Origin of the sequence: Thermanaerosceptrum fracticalcis, assembly GCF_000746025.2 — a bacterium.
GTDB classification, from domain to species: Bacteria; Bacillota; Peptococcia; order DRI-13; family DRI-13; genus Thermanaerosceptrum; species Thermanaerosceptrum fracticalcis.
In genome coordinates this window covers 2,803,323-2,828,874 of sequence record NZ_CP045798.1, presented here as the reverse complement: position 1 = coordinate 2,828,874, position 25,552 = coordinate 2,803,323, and the positions used below count along the sequence as shown (strand labels likewise).

General features: G+C 46.0%; 21 protein-coding genes and 1 riboswitch. Of the genes, 5 read left to right on the top strand and 16 right to left on the bottom strand.

Annotated features, from left to right (window positions below; all coding sequences use genetic code 11):
* Positions 1 to 7: 7 nt before the first annotated feature.
* The 6 genes from nhaC to asnS form a co-directional block, all read right to left on the bottom strand.
* On the bottom strand, positions 8 to 1,429 hold the full coding sequence (gene nhaC / locus BR63_RS14345) for a Na+/H+ antiporter NhaC (RefSeq protein WP_034421267.1): 1,422 nt from the start codon (positions 1,427 to 1,429) through the stop codon (positions 8 to 10).
* A 189-nt stretch (positions 1,430 to 1,618) separates the two neighbouring features.
* Positions 1,619 to 3,634 (bottom strand): sigma-54 interaction domain-containing protein, encoded by a 2,016-nt coding sequence (locus BR63_RS14340; protein ID WP_207724729.1) that lies wholly within the window; start codon positions 3,632 to 3,634, stop codon positions 1,619 to 1,621.
* Positions 3,635 to 3,761: 127 nt separating this feature from the next.
* Positions 3,762 to 5,027: a uracil permease gene (gene uraA, locus BR63_RS14335; protein WP_034421270.1), complete on the bottom strand. Its 1,266-nt coding sequence runs from the start codon at positions 5,025 to 5,027 to the stop codon at positions 3,762 to 3,764.
* A gap of 193 nt (positions 5,028 to 5,220) precedes the next feature.
* Entirely contained in the window at positions 5,221 to 7,047 is a 1,827-nt protein-coding gene (gene typA, locus BR63_RS14330; protein WP_034421271.1) for a translational GTPase TypA, read from the bottom strand.
* A gap of 135 nt (positions 7,048 to 7,182) precedes the next feature.
* Positions 7,183 to 9,357: a PAS domain-containing protein gene (locus BR63_RS14325; RefSeq protein ID WP_051965583.1), complete on the bottom strand. Its 2,175-nt coding sequence runs from the start codon at positions 9,355 to 9,357 to the stop codon at positions 7,183 to 7,185.
* Between the two features lie 243 nt (positions 9,358 to 9,600).
* A complete protein-coding gene (gene asnS / locus BR63_RS14320) occupies positions 9,601 to 10,992 on the bottom strand; it encodes an asparagine--tRNA ligase (protein ID WP_034421272.1) in 1,392 nt (463 codons plus the stop codon).
* Between the two features lie 184 nt (positions 10,993 to 11,176).
* On the opposite strand from asnS, the gene BR63_RS14315 reads away from it, so the two are divergent.
* Positions 11,177 to 11,419, top strand: coding sequence for a carboxymuconolactone decarboxylase family protein (locus BR63_RS14315; RefSeq protein ID WP_081908085.1), 243 nt, complete (start codon positions 11,177 to 11,179; stop codon positions 11,417 to 11,419).
* Positions 11,420 to 11,424: 5 nt separating this feature from the next.
* On the opposite strand, the gene BR63_RS14310 is transcribed toward BR63_RS14315, so the two are convergent.
* Together BR63_RS14310 and BR63_RS14305 are read right to left on the bottom strand one after the other, a co-directional pair.
* Positions 11,425 to 13,566, bottom strand: a complete 2,142-nt coding sequence (locus BR63_RS14310) for a heavy metal translocating P-type ATPase (protein WP_051965584.1) — start codon at positions 13,564 to 13,566, stop codon at positions 11,425 to 11,427.
* A gap of 24 nt (positions 13,567 to 13,590) precedes the next feature.
* Positions 13,591 to 13,974, bottom strand: a complete 384-nt coding sequence (locus BR63_RS14305; protein WP_051965586.1) for an ArsR/SmtB family transcription factor — start codon at positions 13,972 to 13,974, stop codon at positions 13,591 to 13,593.
* A gap of 235 nt (positions 13,975 to 14,209) precedes the next feature.
* On the opposite strand from BR63_RS14305, the gene BR63_RS14300 reads away from it, so the two are divergent.
* Both BR63_RS14300 and BR63_RS14295 read left to right on the top strand, forming a co-directional pair.
* The gene (locus tag BR63_RS14300) at positions 14,210 to 14,503 is read left to right on the top strand and encodes a PadR family transcriptional regulator (protein WP_243269994.1); all 294 of its coding nucleotides are present in this window, start codon (positions 14,210 to 14,212) and stop codon (positions 14,501 to 14,503) included.
* Positions 14,504 to 14,564: 61 nt separating this feature from the next.
* A complete protein-coding gene (locus BR63_RS14295; RefSeq protein ID WP_207724728.1) occupies positions 14,565 to 15,800 on the top strand; it encodes a chromate transporter in 1,236 nt (411 codons plus the stop codon).
* Between the two features lie 98 nt (positions 15,801 to 15,898).
* Here BR63_RS14295 and BR63_RS14290 read toward each other — a convergent pair whose 3' ends face one another.
* The 8 genes from BR63_RS14290 to pdxR form a co-directional block, all read right to left on the bottom strand.
* Positions 15,899 to 17,329, bottom strand: a complete 1,431-nt coding sequence (locus BR63_RS14290; RefSeq protein ID WP_081908086.1) for an ArnT family glycosyltransferase — start codon at positions 17,327 to 17,329, stop codon at positions 15,899 to 15,901.
* 5 nt (positions 17,330 to 17,334) lie between these two features.
* Positions 17,335 to 17,697 (bottom strand): EamA family transporter, encoded by a 363-nt coding sequence (locus tag BR63_RS14285; protein WP_034421280.1) that lies wholly within the window; start codon positions 17,695 to 17,697, stop codon positions 17,335 to 17,337.
* 7 nt (positions 17,698 to 17,704) lie between these two features.
* Positions 17,705 to 18,460: a glycosyltransferase family 2 protein gene (locus BR63_RS14280; protein WP_034421282.1), complete on the bottom strand. Its 756-nt coding sequence runs from the start codon at positions 18,458 to 18,460 to the stop codon at positions 17,705 to 17,707.
* 139 nt (positions 18,461 to 18,599) lie between these two features.
* Positions 18,600 to 19,070: a 6,7-dimethyl-8-ribityllumazine synthase gene (gene ribH / locus BR63_RS14275; protein ID WP_034421284.1), complete on the bottom strand. Its 471-nt coding sequence runs from the start codon at positions 19,068 to 19,070 to the stop codon at positions 18,600 to 18,602.
* Positions 19,071 to 19,335: 265 nt separating this feature from the next.
* Entirely contained in the window at positions 19,336 to 20,547 is a 1,212-nt protein-coding gene (locus BR63_RS14270) for a bifunctional 3,4-dihydroxy-2-butanone-4-phosphate synthase/GTP cyclohydrolase II (RefSeq protein WP_034421285.1), read from the bottom strand.
* An 18-nt stretch (positions 20,548 to 20,565) separates the two neighbouring features.
* Complete coding sequence (locus BR63_RS14265) at positions 20,566 to 21,222, bottom strand: riboflavin synthase (protein ID WP_034421287.1); 657 nt, start codon at positions 21,220 to 21,222, stop codon at positions 20,566 to 20,568.
* 3 nt (positions 21,223 to 21,225) lie between these two features.
* Positions 21,226 to 22,323 carry a bifunctional diaminohydroxyphosphoribosylaminopyrimidine deaminase/5-amino-6-(5-phosphoribosylamino)uracil reductase RibD gene (gene ribD, locus BR63_RS14260; RefSeq protein ID WP_034421288.1) on the bottom strand — a complete coding sequence of 366 codons (1,098 nt, stop codon included), beginning with the start codon at positions 22,321 to 22,323 and terminating at the stop codon, positions 21,226 to 21,228.
* A gap of 100 nt (positions 22,324 to 22,423) precedes the next feature.
* Positions 22,424 to 22,556: riboswitch (FMN riboswitch) on the bottom strand.
* Between the two features lie 51 nt (positions 22,557 to 22,607).
* Positions 22,608 to 24,020, bottom strand: coding sequence for a MocR-like pyridoxine biosynthesis transcription factor PdxR (pdxR, locus tag BR63_RS14255; RefSeq protein WP_161781862.1), 1,413 nt, complete (start codon positions 24,018 to 24,020; stop codon positions 22,608 to 22,610).
* A 194-nt stretch (positions 24,021 to 24,214) separates the two neighbouring features.
* Between pdxR and BR63_RS14250 the strand changes: the two genes are divergently transcribed.
* Both BR63_RS14250 and BR63_RS14245 read left to right on the top strand, forming a co-directional pair.
* Complete coding sequence (locus tag BR63_RS14250) at positions 24,215 to 24,754, top strand: ECF transporter S component (protein ID WP_034421290.1); 540 nt, start codon at positions 24,215 to 24,217, stop codon at positions 24,752 to 24,754.
* 172 nt (positions 24,755 to 24,926) lie between these two features.
* A complete protein-coding gene (locus BR63_RS14245) occupies positions 24,927 to 25,550 on the top strand; it encodes a queuosine precursor transporter (protein ID WP_051965588.1) in 624 nt (207 codons plus the stop codon).
* Positions 25,551 to 25,552 lie beyond the last annotated feature (2 nt).

The window sequence follows — 25,552 nt, the reverse complement described above, 5'->3', positions numbered from 1 at the left end:
AAGGTTATTACATGGCGACAGAATTCTCTCTCTTGGTTTCTCGTTGTTTCCAGATGGCCTTACCGGTGTAACCGTAAAGCCAGGCAATGATAAAGCCCAGGTAGCACATGACGGCCCAGGGGGCATAGGCTTGGGTGGGTACGCCCAGGGTGGCCGCCATGTAAACGCCCGCGGCACTCCAGGGAATGAGAGGTACCACCACGGTACCCGAATCTTCTGTGGTCCTGGATAAAACATTCAGTTTAATACCAAATTCTTTGAAGACCGGATGATAAATTCTTCCCGGCACGATAATGCTCAAGTAAGAGTTGCCTGTAACCAGACCTGTTAAAATACCCGTTAATGAGGTGGAGAAGATGAGGTTACCAACTTTTCCTTTAATAAAGGATTCCTTGATAGAATCCAGTATTTTACCCAACATTCCGGTATACTCCATCTCACCGGCAAAGATATAGGCCATAAAAACGGTAGCAATGGAAGAAACCATACTGGTTATGCCGCCGCGGTTCAGGAGGTTATTTAGTTCGGGAATAGACGTTTTGAAATTGCCACCGCTGTACATGGCTGTAATAACTTCCTTAAAACCGGCACCCTGGACAGTCCAGGCCAAAATCATGGCGATAACCGTACCGATCCAGAGGGCAGGAATACTGGGTACTTTTTTGTAAGATAGGTAAAAGACAACTACAGGCGGTAAAAGCAGTAAGGGGTTCAGGTTAAAGGTGGCGTCTATCCCGTTTAATAACTGGTTAATGCGGCTGTAATCAATTTCGCCGGATATTTTGAAACTGAACACCTGATAGACCACTAAAGAGATTAAAAAGGCGGGCAGGGTGGTCCAGAGCATGGACCTGATGTGATCAAAGATGTCCACTTCCGCAGTGGCAGCGGCTAAAATGGTGGTGTCGGAAATAGGGCTCATTTTATCTCCCAGGTAAGAACCGACCACAATGGCTCCGGCTGCCACGGGCAAGGGAACGCCTAGGCCATAGGCCACACCCATAAGGGCTACGCCCAGAGTGGCGGCTGTTCCCCAGGAGGTACCCGTCATAATGGAAGAGATGGCACATAACACGGTGGCAGATACCAGGAAGGTTTTGGGCGTTAAGATCTTCATGCCCAGGTAGATAAAATAGGGAATGGTCCCGGAAATGAGCCAGGCTCCTACCAGAGGACCAACCATGATAAGGATTAAGATGGCACCCATGGCCCTGTCAATGGTAGGCCTGATCCCCTTCTCCAACAATTCTTCCCAGGTAAAGCCCAGGTGAAACACACTCAGAAAAGTAACAAACATGGAAATAATGAGAAGCATGATGGCGGCATTGGCCCGGAGAATACCTACTCCGTAAAACAATAAAGCGACGGCAAAAATAATGGGCAGCAGTGAAATTCCTAAAGACGGCTGTTTTTTTGCTTTTTCTTGCACATTTGACCCCTCCTTGGTATTAGTTTCTTTTTCTAAATGCAATATTCGTGCCAGTTTTAAAAGCGTTCTTAATAACCCAGAACGGCAGTCATTTACGCCCTTTTGCCAATTTTACACGTTTTTCCCGACAAAAAAGGGAAGGCCATTACCTTCCCTTTTCCATCCCTTTTCTTCCCTTTTCCAGTTCAATCAGGACAAAGCTCCCAGCCAACGATGACCTTCCATACTTAATTCCAGCCCTTTTACTCCTCTTCTTACCTTGAGCAGGCCTTTTTTACGCAATTTTTCAATGAGCTGGCGCGCCTGTCCTTCGGATATCCCTACTTTTTCGGCCAGGGATCTCCGTCCTATAGGTTCTCCTCTTTTATTGGCTTCAGCAATTTCCGTGAAAAGATTCCTTATAAACACATCTTTTTCTGTGTTGAGGCTCTCCTCAGGTGCAAAATCCTTTATTTCCTCAGGTAATAACTGAGGCTCAGGTGCGCGATCAGGGCAAATGTTGACCAGGTATTCCACCACGTTATGAAGCTGCCGGATATTGCCGGGCCAGGAATAGGCCAAAAAGGGATCCCGCACAGCTTTAAAGTACTCTTCCGCCTTTAAGCTGGGACGCCCTTTAAAAAATCGTTTATAAAATATTTCCACCAGCGTCATGATGTCCTCTTTTCTTTCTCTGAGGGACGGCAGCTTAAGGGGAAGCACATTTAAGCGGTAATAGAGGTCTTGCCGGAAAAGACCCTTTTCGATCAGTCCCTTTAAATCTTTATTGGTGGCCGCAATCACCCTGACATCGACAGGAATAACCCGTGATCCGCCGATGCGACGTACCTCTTTTTCTTCCAGGACCCTGAGCAGCCGGATTTGAAAAGAAAGGGGGGCATCACCAATTTCATCTAAAAAGATGGTACCACCGTGGGCCTGTTCAAAGAGACCGGGCATTCCGCCTTTCTTGGCCCCGGTAAAAGCTCCTTCGTTATAGCCGAAGAGTTCACTTTCCAGAAGACTCTCCGGTAAAGCGGCAAAGTTAACGGCAATAAAGGGCCCCTTTTTACGCGGCGAGGCATTGTGAATGGCCTGGGCAAAAAGTTCCTTACCCGTTCCATTTTCACCCTGGATTAAAATGGGTGAATGAGAGCGGGCTATTTTTGCCGCCAGCTCTTTGGTATACACTAACGGTTCACTCTTTCCCACAATATCGGCAAAGGTATAGCGGGCATAATACTCCCGGCCCAGGAGTTTCCTTCTTAACTCTTCTTCTAATCTCTGGATTTCCGTCACATCTTTAAGGGTATATACCCGTCCCATGGTACTATCATTTTCCTTGATAAGGGAATTATTAATGACCACTTGTCTCTCTTTGATTTTTACAAAATTTTCTCCCTCCACCTTTTCCCCCCGGAGGATGGAAACGACCTCCTTGTCTAACGCTTCGTCCTGAAGACTCTTTCCCAGGAGTTCCGCACCATTCAAACCAAAAATCTCTTCCGCCCTGGCATTAAAGACAGATATTTTATCCTGCTGGTCCAGGGCGATAATCCCGTCGTGAACTGTGTTGATAATGGTCTGGAGCTGGTGTTTCATCTGGTTGTTGGTATCGGCCATCTGTTTGGCTTTTTTGATCAAGTTTAAAATATCTTTGATATACCTGGCCGAAAGCAGGTTAGCCTTTTCGTCCAGGAGCTCCAAAAACCTTAAGATTTCCACCAGCGTGGTCATATCAATATTTCTTGTTTTGATGTCAATAACTTTTTCCACAAAATCAGGCACCAGGTCCAGTTCACCGGGCGTTACAGCCACCTTAACCCTAGGGAAATCTTCAACACCCGGATAAAAAGGAAAATAATCAAGGTGGTGCAAACCCAAAGCCTGCAACAAAGAGATAGTCTCCAAGGTTGACGACTTCAAATCGTTCACTAACAAGACACCGGTACCGGCAGGAATATCCAACAGCTTATCGATGTCGTGATAATTTATGGAACGCCGCGCTATAATCACAGGGCAGTTCAAAGGCAAATACTCTTTAGTTTGTTCATAGACAATCTGACTGGAAAAAACCACAAGGTCACCGGTAACAGTAGTTTTTAGCGTACCATCTACATAGTACCCATGCAACTTGACCCGATCCCCCAGTAGTTCTTGGAGCTGGTGGAGCAGAGCTTGGCAGGTTGTTTTTCCTTTGGCAATGAGGGTGATAGACTTCATCATCCTTCTCCTTTTCTAGAACCCTTTCATTAATTTTCAGTTTATCACGTGTAAAAAGCGGAGGCCAGAGACAGGTTTCCCGGTGAACCAAACTTAAAAAGCGTGACCTAACCGGTCACGCTTTCGTTCTTTAGTGGACTCCTTCTTCTTTGTCGTTCATTAAACCTGCGTTTTCAAACATATTGAAGAGCAGGCTGATGACAATGGAAACAATGGTAGCCAAGGCCATCCCTTTCAGGGAAACTGTACCCAGTTCTACATGGGCCCCGCTTAAACCGATTATTAACACCACCGAGGTAAGAATGAGATTTTTGGGTTTGCTGTAATCTACTTTTTGTTCTACCAGCATACGAATACCGGAGGCAGCGATGACACCGAAGAGTAAGAGGGACACACCACCCATCACAGGAGTAGGAATACTCTGAATCAGGGCCGCCAGTTTGCCGGAGAAAGCCAGGATAATGGAGATGACAGCAGCACCGCCAATGACCCAGACGCTGAACACTTTAGTAATGGCCATGACACCGATGTTTTCCCCGTAGGTGGTAGTAGGCACTGAGCCTACAAAACCGGAGAGTGTTGTGGAAATGCCATCCCCCATTAATGAGCGGTGCAACCCGGGGTCTCTTGTTAAGTCTCTGCCTACGATATTTGCGGTAACGATGAGGTGACCGATATGCTCGGCAATGACGACCAGCGCCGCAGGAATAATGGTGATGATGGCGCCGATGTTGAAGGTAGGGGTATACATTGTGGGCATTTTAATTAAACTGGCTTGAGCAACAGGAGCGAAAGAAACCATGCCTAGAGCCAGGGATAATACATAGCCGGCCACAATACCAATCAGTATGGGAATGACCGCCAGGAATCCGCGGAAAAGAACAGAACCGAGAATCACCACAATTAAGGTTACCATGGAAACTAGTACAGCTTTAGGATCCAGGGTTTTGGCCGTTAGCCCGGCCATATCCGCGGCGACGGGAGCCAGTTCCAATCCAATGATGGCGACGATGGCACCCATGGCTGCAGGAGGAAATACTTTATGAATCCATGCGGTACCGGCGAATTTAATGATCGTGGCCGTAGCCATAAAGATAATCCCCGAAGCGATAAAACCTCCCAGGGCTGCTTCATAATTATATTTGCTCATCACAGCAAAAACGGGGGAGAGAAAGGCAAAACTGGAACCTAAAAAAGCGGGAATCTTTCCTTTACACAAGACCAAATAAATCAGTGTACCTATACCATTCATCAAGAGAACGGTGGCAGGGTCTACCTTAAAGAGAATGGGGACCAGGACGGAAGCGCCAAACATGGCAAACAAGTGCTGAAAGCTTAAAGGCAAAGCTTCCAGAAAGGGAACTTTTTCGTCTACTTGAATTACTTTTTTCGCCATAAACAACAACTCCTTATCGCCTCACCGGGCAAAATTTAAAGGGATAATGAAAAGACTCCTTACTGCAAAGCGCAATAAGGAGTATAACCTACTCGAGGGTTTTTAATTCCTTACCGGCCTCACAGGGACAGTTTAAAGGAGCTTTTAGATTTTTCCTGTACCGAAGACAGTATAGCAGGGGTATGTCTCCCTGTCAACCTACTAGTGACTTCTTCTGCTTTTCGTATTTCTCCCTGTCTGCCTTCTTTAAAAATTTCTTCCGCAGGCGGAAGGATTTAGGCGTTACCTCCAAATACTCGTCATCTCCCAAGTACTCCAGGGCCTGTTCCAGAGTAAAAAGACGGGGTGCCTTAAGCTTCACTGTCTCTTCTTTGGTAGAAGACCTCATGTTGGTAAGGGCTTTTTCTTTGCAGACATTCACCACGATATCCTGTTCCCGGCTGTTTTCTCCCACAATCATGCCTTCGTAAACTTCAGTTCCCGGGATGATAAAGAGTGTCCCTCTATCCTCAATGGATAACAAGCCATAATTGGTAGCCGTACCCGTTTCCCAGGCAATGAGAACCCCGTTTTTACGGCTGGTTATCTCCCCCCGGTAAGGTTTATATTCCTCGAAGCTGTGGTTCATGATCCCGTAGCCCCGTGTATCCGTGAGGAATTCAGTACGGAACCCCACCAGCCCCCTGGCCGGGATAGAATATTCCAGGCGGACATGCCCGTTGGTATTGACCATGTTGAGAAGATCGCCCTTCCGCGCACCCAATTTCTCCATCACAGGCCCCACATACTCCTCGGGAATATCTAAAACCAGGTATTCAAAAGGCTCACACAGGATACCTCCCATTTCGCGGTAAATAACCTCAGGTTTTGATACCTGAAACTCCAGGCCTTCCCGGCGCATGGTTTCTACCAGAATAGCCAGGTGCAGCTCACCGCGGCCCGCCACTGAAAAGATTTCCGGGCTGTCTGTCTCCTGTACCCGCAAGGAAACATCGGTCTCCATCTCTTTCATTAAACGGGCCCCCAGTTTCCGGGAAGTGACAGGTTCCCCTTCTCTTCCGGCAAAAGGTGAATTGTTCACAATAAAGCTCATCTGGATGGTGGGTTCATCAATCTTTAAAAGAGGCAAAGCGAGAGGAGCATCCGGACTACAAATCGTCTCACCCACATTAATTTCCCCCAGCCCTGCTACAGCCACAATATCCCCCATGCTGGCCTCATTGATTTCCACCCGGTTTAAGCCCTGGAAACCAAAAAGCTTACTAATGCGGCAGGTTTCAATACGGCCATCCCTTCTTACCGCGGAAACCTGACTGCCGTTTTTGATAACCCCCCTATGAATCCGGCCAATACCGATACGGCCCAGGTAATCGTTATAATCCAGGAGGGTAACCTGCATCTGCAGCGGTTCTTCCAATTCACCTTCAGGTGCGGGGATATGTTCGATAATGGCCTTAAAGAGAGGCTCAAGATTTTCCCCCGGCTCCTGGTGAGATAAACTGGCTGTCCCTTTTAAACCGGATGCGTAGACAACGGGAAACTCCAACTGCTCCTCTGTAGCACCCAGATCGATGAATAAATCGATCACCTGGTCCACTACTTCCAAAGGACGGGCGTTTTCCCGGTCGATTTTATTTACAACGACAACGGGCACCAGGTTTTGCTCCAGCGCTTTTCTTAAGACAAACCTGGTCTGGGGCATACAGCCCTCAAAAGCATCGACAACCAGGAGCACACCATTGACCATTTTCATAATGCGCTCCACCTCACCGCCGAAATCAGCGTGGCCAGGAGTATCAATGATATTGATGGTAACCCCTTCATAGTTTACTGCCGTATTTTTGGCCAGGATCGTAATGCCTTTTTCCCGCTCCAGGTCATGGGAATCCATTACTCTTTCTACTACTTGCTCATTAGCCCTGAAGACACCGGACTGGGCCAGCATTTTATCAACCAATGTGGTTTTGCCATGGTCTACGTGGGCAATGATGGCAATGTTCCGTATATTATCACGTCGCACACCAATTTCCTCCCTTTAAAAACCTACCATGGTATTTTATTATGTCCCGCTAAGAAAAACAAGAGCCCCCGTTGAGGTAATGCTTACCCGGAAATTATTTTTTCGTAAAAAATAAAAGTAAGCATGGGAACTGCCTCAGGCAATCCCCATACTTTTTTCGTGATCTGCTATGTCTGATTTAAACCGCACGAAAAAGATTGTCCCCGCAGGTCCCGTGTCTATCTTAATCACTGCCTTGTGGCGTTGAGCAATGCTGTAACATACGGCCAGACCCAGCCCCGTACCCTTCTTCTTAGTGGTAAAAAAGGGCATACCAATATGCTCCAGAATTTCAGAGTCAATACCTTTACCTTCATCTTTTACCGCAAGTACTATTTCCTCTCCTTCCCTAAAGGTCGTGACTGTGAGCCTTCCCCCTGGTTCCATGGCTTCCAAGCCATTGCGTACCAGGTTTAAAATTAACTGGCGTATTTCATTGTCATTCAGGCAGACCTCAGGAATTTCCCCCAGTTCTACCTCAATATATTTATCTGCATGCATGGCACTGGCCTGGAGCAAAGGAAGGAGCGATTCAATAATGACATTGAGGTTCTCCTTTTTTAAATAGATGGGTTTACTCTTGGCTAAAGAAAGGAACTCCCCAATAATGTTATTGGCCCGGTTCAATTCTTCCAGCATAAGTTTAAAATAGTGCCGGTAAGAGGAGAACTCCTGCTTGAGACAGAAGAGCTGGAGAAAACCGTAAACAGTAGTCATGGGATTTCTAATTTCGTGGGCCACACCCGCCGCCATTTGTCCTACCAGGTTCATTTTCTCATACCGTACTAGATCCTTTTCCAGCTGTTTTTGTTCCGTAATGTCGGTAACCTTTGCAAAAAAACCCTGTACCTTGCCCTCTTCACCCCTGTGGGGAATATATGTTGTTCTGACATAACACGGTTCCCCCTTTCGGTGCAGGATGTATTCAAAGGTTACCTGCTCCCCGGCGAGAGCTTTCGCCACATGTTCCCTGATGGTTTCATAGGTTTCACCCAGGACTTCCTTAATATGTTTTCCATACATCTCGGACCGGTCCTGTCCAAACCATTCCTCGTACATTTTATTATTATAGCGGTAAGTTTCCCCGGCATCCACATAGGCAATCATCACGGGCAGAGCGTCAGTAATGAGACGCAGCTGGTCTTCACTGCGGCGCAGGGACTCTTCAGCCCGTTTCTGGTCTGTCACATTATTGAGAGAAAAAATTAAGAGCTCTACTTCGCCTGCGGCGTCAAGAACAGGAACCAGGAACCAGTCCCAGTAGGTAACACCCCGCTCAGGATGATGCGGATAGATAAAGGGCCGGGCTTTCACTTGAAAAGGTTCTTTGGAAAGAACTACTTTTTCAAAAATGGCTCTAACTTCATCATCCGGATAAAATTCAAAATGGTTATGCCCGGGAAATTGAGAGGAATCACGTTTATCATAGCTGGCATAGACTTCATTCACCCTGATAAAATTAAAATTCCTGTCCATAATAGCTAAGCCTGTATGGGTATGCTTAAAGACCAGCTCTAAAAACCGGGTCTGCTCCGCCAGGACCTGCTCAGTCCTTTTCTGTTCACTGATGTCACGGCCTACGGCATAAAATATACCTCGACCGGTAACCGGTACAGCATTCCAGGAAATCCACTTTAAGGCCCCATCCTTACACACCAGGCGGTTCTCAAAATGCGTGATGTGACTGCCGCTCCCGAGTTTCTCGATTTGCCTGAAGGTTGAATCTCCATCTTCAGGATATACAAAATCTCTCAGCCGTCTACCTGTGAGGCCATCCCTATCATAACCAAGGAGCCTTTGAAAGGCTGGATTCACCCGTTTTATATAGCCGTCAAACCCTATAATACAAAGGATATCCAGGGAAAGGTTAAAAAAGTGGTCAAGCTCTTCCTCTGTGAGCTGGCGCCTGGCTATTTCGGAATTAAGCCTTTGGTTAATATCTTCCAGTTCCCGGGTATATTTACGAACATTATAAAGTAAGGGTCTCAGCTCGGGCAAGGTATGTGTCCGGAACTGGACATCATCCTGGAGGACTGCCTTGGTAAAGGTGTCCAGCTCTTCTTCCACCCTCTTTAGTAAGTGCCAGGTAAGAAAGATCAGCATAACGAGCACAATAAAACCCACCATGATAATGTTAAGTGCGTTCAGCGTGTTTCTCTCATTCAGCACGGTTAAGGCGATTACAGCAAGGGTTATGAGCAGGATAATCCAGATATATATCCGTTTGGTCAATTGTAACGGATAAATTTTGTGCTTTTTGCTGCAAAGCATAAGGACACCTCACAAAAAAAAATGACTAAAGGCTATTCCACAAAACTTCTCTAACTTCCTTCCAACAATTTGTCGCTTTTTGTATAAAAAACCCTCTTACCCATAAAGTTATAACGACAATCTGATAAAAATATAAATTGCAAATGGACGAACATATATCAATAAATATGCCTTTTAATAATTAAGACCACCTGGACCAGTACCAGGTAGTCTTAATTATGAGTATGCCCACTTTATTTCATTTTAAAAATCGGCAGACTTGACAGTCCTGGGGAAAGCAACAACGTCCCTGATATTAGACATTCCCGTTATATACATAAGCAGGCGCTCCAGGCCTAAACCAAAGCCGGCATGCTTGGTTCCCCCGTATTTTCTAATGTCCAGGTACCACCAGTAATCCTCTTCTTTTAAGCCAAGTTCCCGCATTCTCTGTTCTAGAATTTCCAATCTTTCCTCTCGCTGGCTGCCGCCAATTATTTCGCCAACCCCGGGAACCAGCAGGTCCATGGCCGCCACGGTTTTATTATCATCATTCATACGCATATAAAAAGCCTTGATTTCTTTGGGATAGTTAATAATGAAAACCGGCTTTTTGAAATATTTTTCGGTGATATAGCGTTCATGCTCGGTTTTCAGGTCCAGCCCCCACCCCACCGGATATTCAAATTTTTCCTTGGCCTGTTCCAGTATTTCTATGGCCTTGGTGTAGGTAATATGTTCAAATTGCGAGTTTATTACATTATCGAGTTTGGCAAAGAGGGTGTTATCAATAAATGCATTAAAGAATTCCATTTCTTCCGGAGCATTTTCCAGGACATAGCTGATGACATATTTGAGCATATCTTCGGCCAGGTTCATATTGTCATTAAGGTCAGCAAAGGCAATCTCCGGTTCAATCATCCAAAATTCAGCGGCATGCCGGGGTGTGTTGGAGTTTTCCGCCCGGAAGGTAGGCCCGAAGGTGTAGACCTTCTTGAAAGCCATACAGTAGGTTTCCACTTCCAATTGGCCGCTGACAGTAAGATTTGTTTCCTTACCAAAGAAATCCTTGGAAAAGTCTATATCACCCTTTTCGTCTCTAGGGAGGTTGTTAAAATCCAGAGTGGTTACCCTAAACATTTCGCCGGCCCCCTCGGCATCACTCCCGGTAATGATGGGTGTATGAACATAAACAAATCCTCGCTCCTGGAAAAATTTATGTATGGCATAGCTGAGCACGGATCTTACCCGGAATACGGCGGAAAATGTGTTGGTACGGGGCCGCAAATGGGCAATAGTCCTCAGGTATTCAAAAGTATGTCTTTTTTTCTGCAAAGGATAATCGGCCTGGGATAAACCTGCTATGGCAATATTGGCAGCTTTCAGCTCAAAAGCCTGTTTTGCCCCCGGCGAGGCCAAAAGTATGCCCTCTACGGTGATGGCGGAACTCAGTGTAAGGGAGGCTACTTCTTTAAAATTGGGCAGGTTTTCCTCAAATACGACTTGCAGGTTTTTAAAGAAACTGCCGTCGTTAACCTCAATAAAACCAAAGGATTTAGAAACTCTTACAGTTCTTACCCAACCGGAAATGCTGATATTTTTATTTAGATAAGCTTCAGTATTCCTGAAAATATCCTTAATCGTTACTGCCTGCATTTTTATCTTCCTCCCCGCATTTTAAATCTCCCATCTCTGGGTACAATCAAGCTATTGGGATTCCTACTTTAGTTTCATCTTTCCTCATTATAATGACAAGTATTTTCCCAGACAAGAATTATTATGATCTCCCTTTTATAGCTATGCTTTTAGGATATAACAAAATATAAATTTCCTGTTAGTAATGACGGCTGGGGAATCATTTCCCAGCCTGACCCGCTGGCTCATTAAAGTTGCTTTGTCCACGGAAGGCCAATATGAATATGCCTTAAGAACCCATATCCTAAAGGCCTTAAAAAGCGGCTGCACCCGGGAAGAAATTGAACACGCCATCCTTTTGGTAGCACCTACTGCGGGTTTTCCCAAAACCATGAAAGGCCTCATAATCTTACGGCAGGTGCAGGAGGAAATACAGAAAAAGCATTAAGTTGTTTAGGTTCTCATCACACGCATGGCATTTAAAACAGCAATAACGGCTACGCCTACATCAGCAAAAACAGCTTCCCACATGGTGGCCACTCCGCCCGCACCTAACAAGAGGACAATAATCTTTACCCCCAGGGAAAAGATGATATTCTGCCAGACAATTTGTCGCGTTCTTTTGGCAATTTTCATGGCAGTTACTAACTTGGAGGGCTCATCCGTCATAATTACCACATCAGCGGCTTCGATGGCTGCATCAGCACCCAGCCCCCCCATAGCCACTCCCACATCGGCTCGGGCCAAAACGGGGGTATCGTTAATGCCGTCACCAACAAAAATAATATTACCAGGGCCTTTACTCTCCATTATAAATTCCATCTTTTCAACCTTTTCATGGGGTAGTAATCCGGCATAAAATTCATCTATTTTCAGTTCCCCGGCCACCTGCTGGGCCGCAGCCTCAGTGTCCCCCGTTAACATTACCAGTCTCTTGACACCTATATTTCTTAATTCCCGCAAGGCTCTGGCACTATCCTCTTTAAGCCGGTCAGAGATGAGAATGTACCCCGCATATTTACTATCCACTGCAATATGGACTACAGTCCCCGGGATCTTCTCTTGTCTATACAAGATACCGTTACTTTCCAAAAGCTTACTGTTTCCGGCTAAAATAACTTTCTTTCCGACCACTGCTCTTACTCCTTGTCCCGCTATCTCTTCGTAGGAATCGATCTTTTGCCTGTCTATTTCTTCCCCAAAATATTCCAGAATGGATTTGGCAATAGGATGAGTGGAATAAACTAAAGCGAAAGCTGCATATTGTAAAAGCTGTTCCTGGCTCAAACCGTTCTTCGGAACAAGTGAGGCAACCCTGAAAACACCCTTTGTTAACGTCCCCGTCTTGTCAAAGACAACAGTATCCACATGATTCAGGGCTTCTAAATAATTGCCGCCTTTAACAAGGATACCGTTTTTAGAGGCAGCCCCTATTCCTCCGAAAAAACCTAAAGGAATGGAAACCACTAAAGCACAGGGACAGGAGATAACGAGAAAAATCAAGGCCCGGTAAAACCAGTCGGCAAAGGAGGCATCCCTTAGAATCAGAGGAGGAATTACTGCCACCGCCGCGGCTGTCAAAACAACGACCGGCGTATAATAACGGGCAAATTTTGTAATAAAGTTTTCGGTAGGCGCTTTTTTGCTGCTGGCATTCTGGACCAGGTCCAGTATCTTGGCAACTGTGGATTCACCAAATTCTTTGGTGACTTCCACCAGGAGAATACCGTTGGTATTAATGGCGCCACTAAGGACCTCATCCCCCTCCTTAACATTACGGGGGATTGATTCTCCAGTAAGGAGAGCAGTATTGAGCATGGCCTGGCCTCGAATAATTTTGCCGTCCAGGGGAATCTTTTCCCCCGGCTTTACGAGAATGATATCACCAATGTTTACTTCCTCTGGAGAAACCCGTAAGGTTTCGTCTCCTTTTTGTAAATTGGCAAAATCGGGCCTGATGTCCAGCAAGGCCCGGATAGAACGACGGGAACGGTTGACCGCCATATCCTGGAAAAACTCCCCAATCTGATAAAACAGCATCACAGCTACGGCCTCGGGATGCTCTTTGATGGCGAAAGCACCCACCGTGGCTAAGGTCATGAGAAAATTTTCATTAAAAACCTGCCCGCGCGCCATATTACGGAGGGCTTTGAGGACAATTTCCCCACCGATTAAGACATAGCTCGCCCCAAAGAGAACTAATTCCACGTTTAAACTAAAATCACCAAGAATAGCAGCAAAATAAATAAAAGTGCCGAGGAAGAGCCGGATAAGTTCTTTTTTCTCTTCACGGTGTTCTTCAGCAGGGATGTCTTTTTTGTCTCTTTCCTCGGCAACAATAACGCGGGGTTCCATTTTATTCACTATTCGTTTAATTTCCGCTTCCAGTTCATCCAACTGTTTGGCGGACTCCGTTTCAACGCGCAGTTTCCGTGCAATAAAGTCCAGTGACACACTGCTTACACCCGGGAGGTTTTTTACGGCTCCTTCAATTTTGCCGGCACAATGGGCACAATCAAGTCCCATGAGCAGGTATACTCTTTGAGGAGAACGGGAGCCCAAACCCTCTAAGATAAGCTCTCTCTTACCAGTCATGTAAAATTCCTCCTAAGCCCTAAACTACCTGTGTCTTATATGGGCAAGCCCCTCTTTAAAAAGATTAATGATGTGTTCATCATCCAGTGAATAATAAACCATTTTCCCTTCTTTTCTGTGTTTTACCAGGCGAAGATTTCTTAAGACCCTGAGTTGATGAGAGACAGCTGATTGGGACATCTCCAAAATTTCCGACAGATCACAGACACATAGTTCTTGTCGGGAAAGGGCATGAAGTAGTTTAATCCGCGTAGGATCGCCCATAGCTTTAAATGTCTCTGCCAGCCCCAGAACTTCCTCACTGGAGAGACTATTGTTCTTTACTCTTAAAACATTTTCACTGTTAATACATGAAACTTCACAAAAATCTTCCCTTAATTCCACGAAATAACCCCCATATATGATCATGTTTTCATATGTTTATGTTAATAATGATACACCTTGGACAGTCGCTTTGTAAAGTAGATTCTATTTGGTTAGGGAAAGAGGAGTTAGAGTACTCCCTCATTTTTTTGTTTAACACTTTACATTCTGTAAATACTTTGCAGGCTGTAAGGAGATATTAGCTAAAGGGTAATTTTACCATTGCCTTAGCTTATTCTTTTGTGTTAATATTGGTATGCGATATCGGATGGTGATATTAATGTTCCGCGATTTCTTTTTAGGTTTTATTAAAATTCACATTCTGCACCATGCAGAACAAGAACCGGTTTACGGCTCCTATCTAATCCAGGAGTTAGCCCACCACGGCTACGAAATAAGTCCTGGTACACTGTATCCCACACTGCATTCCCTTGAAAAAAACGGCTACCTGGTGAAGGAAGACCGGGTCGTTGACGGTAAAGTACGGAAATATTACTCCATTACCGATAAAGGGAGAGAAGCCTTAGCCGAAGCACGTCTCAAAATAAAAGAGCTCGTGAGCGAGGTGTTATAACAACTAAGGGCAAGTATAACTATCCCACTGTGTTGTGGGGGAATTTTAGGGGGTTGTTTTATTGGAAAAAGGTAAAGTAAATTACACTGTGGAAACTACCAAAATATTAGATTATGAGAAAAGTCCAGGTAGAGGCTCTATTTTGGAAGTCCTTAAGGTGTCATTCCGCCTGGGCCTAACTTCTTTCGGCGGTCCCATTGCCCACCTGGGTTATTTTCGTGAAGAGTATGTATTAAGACGAAAATGGCTGGATGAGAAAACCTACGCCGATTTAGTTGCCCTTTGCCAGTTCCTCCCCGGCCCGGCCAGCAGCCAGGTGGGTATTTCCATTGGCATCATGCGGGCAGGCCTCTTAGGAGGTGTTGCTTCCTGGCTGGGCTTTACCTTGCCTTCGGCTCTGGCCCTTATTTTATTCGCTACCTTTCTGGAGGGATATCACTTTACCAATAGCGGCTGGCTTCATGGTCTCACCATCGTGGCTGTGGCCGTTGTGGCTCAGGCCGTTTGGGGCATGGCCAAAACTCTCGCCCCTGACCGCCCAAGGGTCACCATCGCTATTCTTACCGCCATGATCATGCTCCTCTTCCCTAAAGCCTTAGGTCAAATCATGATCATCTCCCTGGCCGGTCTGATCGGCTGGTTATTTTTTCCCAAGGCCCCTGTTCCGGAAACCCCTAAAATCAGCGTACCCATCAGCCACAAAACAGCCATTTTCTCCTGGGTCCTTTTTTTCGGACTTCTCCTGGGACTCCCCTTGCTCCGTCAGGTCAATAACAGCCCTAATCTCGCCGTCTTCGACAGCTTTTTCCGCGTAGGCTCCCTGGTCTTTGGCGGCGGCCACGTGGTCCTGCCCCTTCTCCAGGCGGAAGTGGTTACCCCCGGCTGGGTAACAGATACACAGTTCATCGCCGGTTATGGAGCGGCCCAGGCCGTGCCGGGTCCCCTCTTTACCTTTGCCGCCTATCTTGGCACCGTCATGAATGGCCTGACTGGGGCAATGCTTACCACCATTGCCATCTTCCTGCCCTCTTTTCTTTTAATTATCGGCGGGCTGCCTTTTTGGGATTTCATACGACGTCATTCCAGCTTCCAGGCTGCCCTTAACAGCATTAATGCCGCTGTAGTGGGGATTCTGCTGGCGGCCCTTTATAACCCCGTATGGGTAAAGGCCATTAAAACACCGGCTGATTTCAGCCTGGCCCTGGCGGCCTTTGGTCTTTTAATGTTCTGGAAAATGCCCCCCTGGCTGGTCGTTATTTTCTGTGCCGCCGGAGGCGCTTTCATACAATGGATATAAAAGTACGCAAATACAAAATACAAGGCAAACGTGAAGCTCAAAAGCCCAGGAACAGCCTGGGCTTTACATTTAAGACAGGGTAGGTGAATGCCATTTAATCAATCACCCAGCTTATAGATTACTAAATTGTTTTTTACCAATACCGCGGGAAAACGAGTCTGTATGTATTTACTGTAAACCCCCTCCTCATCTCCTTCGATCTGCTCTTTTAACCGGACAAAGAATCTAGCCCCGTTTCGCAAATAGTATTCCATTTCTGCCTCAGGGTCTCCCGGAATGGTGACATTGGCCCGCCAGCCCTTACGACTGGCGAGATTTAAAAGCTGGGGCTGAAATGTTCCGATCACAATCAGGTCATCTTCCTTTGTGTATTGTTGAACTATTTGGGCCTGTTCTAACAGTTCCAGATCCTGCTGGTAGTAAAACTCCAACTTCTCCCAGCTATGATTAAAAATAAAGAATAAAATCAATATCACCCAGACCGTCCCCCATTTCATTTTGCCCAGGAAAGCCAAAGCCTTGCCACCTACCAGGGACAACACAGGAGCCAGGAGCAGTAGATAATAATCCAGTTTAATTACAGCCACCACAGTAACCACCTCTAAAAGCATGGCCAAAACCCAACTGACAAGAGGCAGATCTCTGGAAATATTTAAAGTGAAAAAGCCCAGTAAAAATAAGCGCAGGGCATAGGGGGTAAAAGCACGGGGCAGGGCCTGAGCCAGAAAATTCTGGGCCTCAGGGGTAAATATGGCCGTCATAAACTTCATCCCCACCTGGTGCATAGCGATACCGCTCACATAGTCGGTTTCAGCTACCGCCTGCAGCCAGCTATAATAAAGAAAGGGTGTGCCCAGAGAAATGAAGGCAAATACCCAGAGCTGCCATTGGGTGAGTAACTTTTCTTTATATTTTTTTAAAGCCATAACAATCATGGGAATTCCTACAAAAATAGCAGGTATTTTCTGGGAGACAGCCAGGGCTGTAAAAATCCCGGAAAGATAAAGGAATCCCACCCTTTCTTCCTCTATCCACCGGAGAAAATAATAAAAGGAACCTATAAAAAAAAATAAGGCCGCCGACTCCGGCATAATTGCCCGGGAAAAGTAAATGTTAAAAGGAAATGTCCCATATAGGATTACTGTGTACCAGGCTGTGGCCACTGAATACAGCTTTCTGGCCAGGCAATAGAGAAACCAGGCGGAAGCGAGAAAAAAAGCCAGAGGAACCAGACGGGCCAAAACATAATGATAGCCAAACATTTTATATAAAATGGCTATCAAAAAGGTAGTAATTTGAAATTCCAACTGGACATAATTGGGCATGGGGCCATCGTAGTTTAACTGGGGATAGAAAATATTAAATCTCTGTTCCAGGAAGTTGCGCGCGATAGTATCCGTATCCGATTGACGCCAGGCATGATATTCGGCGGGGGAACTGGTTAGATGGGGCAACCTCAGAGTTAAGATAAAGAAAAAGATAAGTATCGCGATCAGGCTCTGATTATATTTATGTAACTTAAACATCATACCACCTATTTATTCAGTACAATAACACCTGTAATTACCATGGCCATACCTATGATTTTGGAGAAAGTGAATCTTTCATTAAAGAGAAAGTAGGAGATAAGGGCCACAATAATATAACCCAGGCTGACCATGGGATAGGCGTAACTCAATTCAGCTTTGGTGAGAACCTTAATCCATAATAAGGAGCTCAAGCCAAAAAAGAAAAACCCGAGAACGATTTCGGGAATCTTAGCAACCCGAATAACATCATGGCTTAAAGTCGGCAAGGATAGGGAGAGATTACCCAGTTTATTAGCGCCAATTTTTAAGATAACCTGCCCCAGGGCCCCCAAAAAAACCGATATCAACATAAGAGTAACATTCTTCATATTCCACCTAATAGACTACAGGTTTTTTTACTTTTTTTAGCAAACTGAAATAGCCCATGATGGTTCTTTGTACTTTCATCTTACTGGCGCCTTCTTTCTGTTCATAGTGAAGCACTAAAGGATATTCCCCCGCTTTAACGCCTATTTTACTAAACCGGGCCAGGATTTCCGCCATACATTCAAAGCCGCTTGTAGTAATGAGTTCACCATTATATAATTTCATAGCCTTCTTCAAGTAGCCTAAGTTGTAAGCCCGAAAACCGCAGGAGTAATCACTAACATTACGAATGGGAAAAAACAGTTTCAGAAAAAGCTTGGCCCCCCGGCTGTAGACTTTACGGTTCCAGGAAAGGCCGATTTCTTTACCGCCGGGGACAAAGCGAGAGGCTATGACTAAATCAAGATTTTCATTTTTTAATTTATGGATAATGGCAGGAATAATTTGTGGGCTATGGGTATTATCTGCATCCAGGGTAATTAAAACATCCTTCTCGCCGTACTGGTTGACAGTATGAAAGAACAGCGTCTTCATGGCCATACCCAGGCCCTGGTTTTTTAAATGAGAAATGTAATTGATATAGGGATATGACCGCACATATTTCTTGAGAATTGCTTCCGTGCTATCCGTACTGCCATCGTTAACAACTAGGATGTGTAACGATTCCCCCAGTAACTCCTTAAGCTGTTTCATACTATCTAATACCTTGCCCAGCACTGCTTCTTCATTATAAGCCGGCAGTCCGATGATCACTTTAAAATCCATACATAATACCTCCGCTTCATCGTGGTCAACAACCCGGGGAACCGGAAACGGGACCATATAGTATTATGTCTCAAGCCAAAAATCTCCATACATCTAGATAAAGATTAAAGGCTTCGCTTTTACGCGAAGCCTTTAATCTTTATTCAGTACCTATACTTTTTAAAAGATTGGCCATTTCTATAGCGGAAACCGCTGCTTCAAAGCCCTTATTGCCTGCTTTTGTTCCAGCCCTCTCCACAGCCTGTTCTATATTGTCCGTGGTCAATACCCCAAAAATTACGGGAATTCCCGAGGTAAGACTGACCTGGGCTACTCCTTTGGCTACTTCCGCAGAAACATACTCGAAGTGAGGAGTGGCCCCGCGAATCACGGCGCCTAAACAAATGACGGCATCATACCCTTTGGCAGTCATACGTTTAGCCACCAAGGGGATTTCAAAGGCCCCGGGTGTCCAGGCTACTTCTATATCGGTTTCCTTCACCCCGTGACGGATCAGGGCATCCATAGCTCCGCCCAGTAGTTTATTGGTAATAAATTCATTGAACCGGCTTACCACAATGCCAATTTTTAGATTTTCCCCGGTAAGTTTACCTTCATAGATTTTTGTCATCTTAATCCTCCCTTAATTTTAGTTGTTAGTTGTTAGTTGATAGTTGGCAGTAGTATTTAACGTGAACCGTTAACAGTTAACAGTTAACCGCGAACCGACCACCGACTACCGACAAAGCTGTGCTAGAACATGGATCAGGAAGCAATTAAACGCGGAAAGCGGAAATCGGATATCGGGAGGCGAAGCCGTATTCGCCAAAAAAATGTCGGACGTCGGATAGCGGATATCGTCAACCCATCACTGGGCACGGGGCACGGTGATCGTACTACTTCAGATTAAGCATGTGTCCCAGGCGTTCCTTCTTGGTAATTAGATATCTTTTATTACAGGCCCCCGGGGTAATTTCCAAGGGGACACGTTCCACCACTTTTAAGCCATAGCCCTCCAGTCCCGCAATCTTCCGGGGATTATTGGTCAAAAGACGAATATTCTTGATGCCCAGGTCAGCCAGGATCTGGGCTCCCGTTCCATAGTCCCTGAGGTCCGCTGGGAAACCCAGGACTTCGTTAGCCTGTACCGTATCCATCCCTTCATCCTGGAGTTGATAGGCTCTCAGTTTATTGATCAGTCCTATCCCCCTGCCTTCCTGCCTCATGTATAAGAGCACCCCTTGACCTGCCTTTTCAATGGCTGACAGGGCTGCACCCAACTGATCACCGCAATCGCAGCGCAGGGAACCCAATGCATCTCCTGTGAGACATTCAGAATGGACTCGGACCAAAACCGGCTCCTCCCCCGCTACTTCCCCCTTCACCAGGGCCAGGTGAGCCTCTCCGTCCAGAGTACTTATATAGGCATGGGCTTTAAACTGGCCATATTTGGTGGGCATGTTTACTACCGTAATCTTTTCAATTAACTTTTCCTTCCGTCTCCTGTACTGGATAAGATCTGCTATGGTGATAACCTTTAAATTGTGGGTACGGGCAAAACTCATCAACTGGGGAACACGGGCCATGGTCCCGTCCTCATTCATAATCTCACAGATCACCCCTGCCGGATAAAGCCCTGCCAGTTTAGCCAAATCAACGGAGGCTTCCGTATGTCCTGCCCGTTTCAGCACCCCTCCCTCTTTATAACGAAGGGGGAAAATATGACCGGGCCGGCGCAAGTCCTGGGGCTTACAGGATGGATCCAGGACTTTTTTAATGGTATGAGCCCTTTCAAAAGCGGAAATCCCCGTAGTAGTATCAATAGCATCAATGGACACGGTAAAGGCGGTGCCCAAATTGTCACTGTTATTCCTCACCATTGGGGTAATTTCCAGTTCGTCCAGGCGCTCCCCGATGATGGGCAGGCAAATGAGTCCCCGCCCATAGGTGGCCATAAAATTAACAGCTTCCGGCGTAGCCCACTGGGCAGCCATGACCAGGTCACCCTCGTTTTCCCTGTCCTCATCATCCACGACAATAATCATTTTGCCTGCTTTAATGTCAAGAAGAGCTTCTTCAATGGTATTAAAGATGACCTCTTTCTCCATATTTATCACCTCATAGTGTTATATGAACCCTTGTTCCGCCAGGAAAGAGAGACTGATGCCCCCTGGGTGACTATTCTGTTCCTCTTTTTCTTTCATCGTCAGCTTTTCCAGGTACTTAGCAATGATATCCACCTCTAAATTAACCTTGTCCCCCACCTTTTTAAAACCCAGGGTCGTAATGCCTCTGGTATGGGGAATCAAGGAAACTGTGAAGGCTTTAGTATTTACCTCCACAATAGTCAGACTGATACCGTCAATGGCTATAGACCCTTTGGGCACCATGTATTTCCCAAGAGGGGAAGGATAGTTTATTTCGGTAACAATGGCAATATCATGTTTGCTTTGCCGAGTAATGGTGCCCACCCCATCCACATGGCCGCTGACCAGGTGACCCCCCAAACGATCACTTAAGCGGAGGGCCCGTTCCAGGTTGACTTTTTCCCCGGGTTCTAAATCCCCCAGGTTCGTCTTCGCCAGTGTTTCAGCCATGGCTTCCGCGGTGAAAGTGGCTGAATCAAAAGCAACCACAGTAAGACAAATCCCATTCACGGCAATGCTGTCGCCCAGTTTCACATCAGATACAATGAATGGAGCATGGAAACGGATTTTGGCCGAATTTGCTCCCTTGACAATAGACTGGACTGTACCCAATTCTTCGATAATTCCTGTAAACACACTCTATCCCTCCTTTCCTTTTGGGTATCCTGTTACCAATAAATCTGTTCCCAGGTGCTCCACCACTACATCAATAAGTTCAGTGACATCTCTTAAAGAAGAAATGCCCTCTCCGCCAAAGGAGCCTGGAGCTTTTGTCCCTCCTATTATTTTCGGTGCGAGAAAACAATAGAATTTGTCCACCAGGTTTTCCCGCAGAAAACTCCCGTTGAGCCTGCCTCCCCCTTCTACTAAGACACTGGTTATTTCCATATCGCCAAGCATCTTAAGTAAAGAAGGTAAATGGACCTCCTTCCCTTCATTTACTACTAAAACAGGTGCATTCTTCTCAATCCGGCTTATCTTCTCAGCAGTGGCCTGAGCTGTTGTGGCAATTATCGTAGGGGCAGGCGAATGTAGATTTAGGACACGTGCCCCTTCATCAATGGAAAGCTTGCTATCCACAATAATGCGGATAGGGTCACGCCCTTCCTGATCAGGGAGACGGCAGGTCAAACTGGGGTCATCAGCCATCACCGTACCAATTCCCACCAAAATGGCATCATAGATGTTGCGGAGCCAGTGCCCCCGCAGCCTGGCTTCTTGCCCCGTAATCCACCGGGATTCTCCCCTTTCTGTAGCAATCTTGCCATCGAGGGAAGTGGCGGTTTTTAAGGCTACAAAGGGCAATTTTGTCCGGATATACTTTAAGAAAACCTCATTTACCTTACGTGCTTCATCTTCCAGAAGCCCTTCCTGCACCTCAATACCATGAGCCTTTAACCTGGCAATACCCTTACCGCTGACCAGGGGGTTAGGGTCCCGCAGGGCTACAAAGACCCGTTTAATCCCCGCCCTGATAATGGCTTCTGTACACGGCGGGGTCCGTCCCAAGTGGTTGCAAGGTTCTAAAGTGACATAAAGATCGGCCCCATAAGCTCTTTCCCCTGCTTCATTTAAGGCATGAACTTCAGCATGGGGTGTACCCGCTTTTTGGTGATAGCCTGTCCCCACGATGTTGCCATCTTTCACTACCACAGCCCCTACCATGGGGTTGGGGCTTGTACGCCCCTGGGCCTTTCGGGCCAGTTCCAGGGCCATTTTCATATAACCAACATCCATACCGGACCTCCTGTACATATGTAGAAAAAATAAATCCCGAGGGATAGTTTTCCCCCGGGAATAGAATAAACACGCAAAACAATAAGCCTAAATAGACCCTTTTACCCTTCTCCCATCCAGACTTTAACTGTCGGCCCCGGAATCTCACCGGAGTCCTGCCTTGCGGCTCGCGGGCTGCCACCTTGCTGTGGATTACCGCCGGTACGGAATTACACCTGTCCCCGAAGGAAATATGAACTTGTCATTTCAAATATATAACATGTAGAAGAAAAATGCAACTTACATTATTTTGTAGTATCACACCCGAACCAAACTTTACATAAAAGTTTGATCGCCGGTTCAATATGCTCCCTGGAAATCCCGCCATAGGAAAGCAAGATGAGAGGATAGTGAAGATCTGTACTATTCATAAAGTAATGGGAGATGGGAATTACCTTCACCCCTGCTTGCTCAGCCCGCCCCACAATCTCCTCTGAACTTAAGTGAGTTTTTACGGCCAGCAAAATATGCAGTCCCGTTTCTTTACCCAGGATATTTACCCGGTTACCCATTATCTTGTTGATGACATCAATTAACAATTGATTCTTCTTAGCGTAAATCTTTCTTAATTTACGGATGTGCTTTTCCAGAAGGCCGTCTTTCATAAATAAGGAGAGGGCTATTTGTTCTATTTTAGAAGAAGTTTGGTTATACTGGCTGATTTCTCCTTTAAACCGCTCTAAGAGGTCCTGAGGCAAAACCATATAGCTTATTCTTAAAGAAGGCAAGAGAATCTTGGAAAAGGTCCCCAGGTAGACAACGTTGGCCCCGTTATTCAAGCCCTGCAGGGAGGGGATAGGCCTGCCGAAATACCTCAATTCGCTGTCATAATCATCCTCAATAATAATCCCCTGATTAACATGAGCCCAATTTAAAAGTTGGATTCTTTTGTTGATAGACATGGTAGAGCCCATGGGGAACTGGTGGGAGGGGCTTACATAGACAATTTTTGTCCCGCTTTCCGAGAGACACTTTACATCAAGCCCGTCATTTTCCAGTCTTATGGGTATGATCTTGAAATTATGGTCTCTAAAGACCCGCTGCCCCTTCTTAAAACCGGGCTCTTCAAAGCCAACAGAATCATAGCCGGGTTTTAAAATAGCACATAAGATGTTCAGTAAACTTTGCACCCCTGCTCCGACCACAATTTGTTCGGGACTGCAGATAACACCCCTTGACTGGTGAATGTATTTAGCAATTTCTTTGCGTAGTTCATATTCTCCCTGGTAAGAACCGTAGGACAGGAAACGTTCACTGCTTTTTAGAGCCTTGTTGATATATTTTTTCCAGAGGGAAAAATCAAAACCTTCCCGGTCAACATAATCGCTGCGGAAATCATAGAAAGTAGCGTGTTCCATCTTTTCTTGCTCCATGTTGCCCGGTGAAATACTTGGGAGTTTTAATTTCGCAAACTCATTGATGGCAATAGTACTGACAAAATAACCAACTTTGGGTTCGCTTTTGATATACCCCTCCACTAAAAGCTGGTGATAGGTAGACTCAATGGTCGTCCTGCTCATGTTTAACCCAGCAGCCAGCTGTCTGATAGAAGGCAGTTTGGTGTTGGGTTCAATACGTCCGGTAATTATTTCATTTTTTATATAATGATACAACTGTATATAGAGTGGGATTTTTTCTGTGTTTAGGTTTGGGGACACACCTGCTGAAGTGTGGGTCATTCTTTGGGGACAGGAATGTCCTCGATAATTTAGGTTAACAGCAAACTGGAGCATAGCAATCACCTATCTGTCCTTTTAAATCTAGATAAAACTGTCACTTTTAAAATAGCCAGATGTTTATTACATTATACCTAATACAATTTTTCAGTGCAATGTTTAGGAGGTTTTTGAAGATGCAACGGTTCAAGACAAAACAACTGGCTCTCTCAGGCTTAATGGCTGCCCTGGTAATGGTGGGCACCATGTTAATCCAGGTGCCAACGCCCACCAAAGGTTACATTCATATCGGCGATAGCATGGTTTATCTCAGCGGAATTTTGTTGGGGCCTGTAGCAGGTGGTCTGGCCGCTGCCTTAGGATCGCTGCTGGCGGATGTTGCTTCCGGTTACGGGATTTACGCTCCGGCTACTTTTGTGATTAAAGGCCTTGATGCTCTTGTTGTCGGTTATTGTTATCACATTATCGCAAGAAGCAGCAGTACCCTAACAAGAAAAACTTTTGGTTATGTCCTGGGGGTCGCTTTAGGAGGAGCCATCATGGTAGGGGGCTATCTGGTCTACGAAACTTTACTGTATGGGTTTGCCACTGCCGTATTAGGCATTGTTGGTAATATTACCCAGGCGGCTGGGGGCGGTATCCTGGCTTTCCCCTTGCTGGCAGCCCTGGAAAAAATGAATGTTCCCCAAAAAATGAAAGAAGCTCTAATAAAATAAACCAGGCTATTGCCTAATCACAATTTCCGTGCTATTTTAGATTAGTACACAATTTCATACGCAGTGGCAGCCACCTGCGTTACCAAAACTGCATTGAGCAAGTCATGTAGCGCCGGTTTTTTCTGCCCGGCGCTTATTTTTTCTTTTATTCCACTTTAAGGAGGAGAAACTCGTGAAAAAATACCCCGTTATCCTGGTGATCCTGTATGTGGCCTGTGAACTGATTGCCAATATCACTGCCGGCAAGCTGACAACAGTAGGGGGGCTTGTGGTTCCCGCCGCCGTCTATATCTTTACCGTAAACTATACCCTGCTGGACCTGATCAACAGGGTCTTGGGCAAAGAGGAAGCCCGGCGCATCGTCAAGGGCGCTTTTCTGGCCAACCTGCTCCTGGCTTTCTATGTCACCTTTGCCATTCGTCTTCCTTTTCCAGTCTTTTGGCAAGGACAAGAGGCTTTCGTAACAACCCTGGCCAATACTCCCCGCATTACGCTGGCCTCCCTGACGGCTTATTATCTCTCCAGTAACATCGATATTATTTTTTACCATCTCTTGAAAGATAAGGCTGCCCCCTGGCTCAGGGTTTTAGCTTCTAACAGTGTAAGCCTTTTCGTGGATACCCTGGTCTTTATTACCATCGCCTTCGCCGGGTTAATGCCTTTACTTCCCTTAATCAAAGGACAGTACCTGGTAAAACTGGGAACCACCATCTTCACCATACCCTTAATTTATCTGACTCGCTTCCTGGGTGAGAGAGAAGAATGCTGCGCCCCGGCCAGTAAAGGAGAAGCATAAGA

What these genes read in the sequence shown, in the direction of transcription:
- BR63_RS14340 (WP_207724729.1), bottom strand. Translation starts at nt 3,634, where the DNA reads ATGATGAAGTCTATCACCCTCATTGCCAAAGGAAAAACAACCTGCCAA.
- uraA (WP_034421270.1), bottom strand. Translation starts at nt 5,027, where the DNA reads ATGGCGAAAAAAGTAATTCAAGTAGACGAAAAAGTTCCCTTTCTGGAA.
- BR63_RS14325 (WP_051965583.1), bottom strand. Translation starts at nt 9,357, where the DNA reads ATGCTTTGCAGCAAAAAGCACAAAATTTATCCGTTACAATTGACCAAA.
- asnS (WP_034421272.1), bottom strand. Translation starts at nt 10,992, where the DNA reads ATGCAGGCAGTAACGATTAAGGATATTTTCAGGAATACTGAAGCTTAT.
- BR63_RS14315 (WP_081908085.1), top strand. Translation starts at nt 11,177, where the DNA reads ATGACGGCTGGGGAATCATTTCCCAGCCTGACCCGCTGGCTCATTAAA.
- BR63_RS14310 (WP_051965584.1), bottom strand. Translation starts at nt 13,566, where the DNA reads ATGACTGGTAAGAGAGAGCTTATCTTAGAGGGTTTGGGCTCCCGTTCT.
- BR63_RS14305 (WP_051965586.1), bottom strand. Translation starts at nt 13,974, where the DNA reads ATGATCATATATGGGGGTTATTTCGTGGAATTAAGGGAAGATTTTTGT.
- BR63_RS14300 (WP_243269994.1), top strand. Translation starts at nt 14,210, where the DNA reads ATGTTCCGCGATTTCTTTTTAGGTTTTATTAAAATTCACATTCTGCAC.
- BR63_RS14290 (WP_081908086.1), bottom strand. Translation starts at nt 17,329, where the DNA reads ATGATGTTTAAGTTACATAAATATAATCAGAGCCTGATCGCGATACTT.
- BR63_RS14285 (WP_034421280.1), bottom strand. Translation starts at nt 17,697, where the DNA reads ATGAAGAATGTTACTCTTATGTTGATATCGGTTTTTTTGGGGGCCCTG.
- BR63_RS14280 (WP_034421282.1), bottom strand. Translation starts at nt 18,460, where the DNA reads ATGGATTTTAAAGTGATCATCGGACTGCCGGCTTATAATGAAGAAGCA.
- ribH (WP_034421284.1), bottom strand. Translation starts at nt 19,070, where the DNA reads ATGACAAAAATCTATGAAGGTAAACTTACCGGGGAAAATCTAAAAATT.
- BR63_RS14270 (WP_034421285.1), bottom strand. Translation starts at nt 20,547, where the DNA reads ATGGAGAAAGAGGTCATCTTTAATACCATTGAAGAAGCTCTTCTTGAC.
- ribD (WP_034421288.1), bottom strand. Translation starts at nt 22,323, where the DNA reads ATGGATGTTGGTTATATGAAAATGGCCCTGGAACTGGCCCGAAAGGCC.
- BR63_RS14250 (WP_034421290.1), top strand. Translation starts at nt 24,215, where the DNA reads ATGCAACGGTTCAAGACAAAACAACTGGCTCTCTCAGGCTTAATGGCT.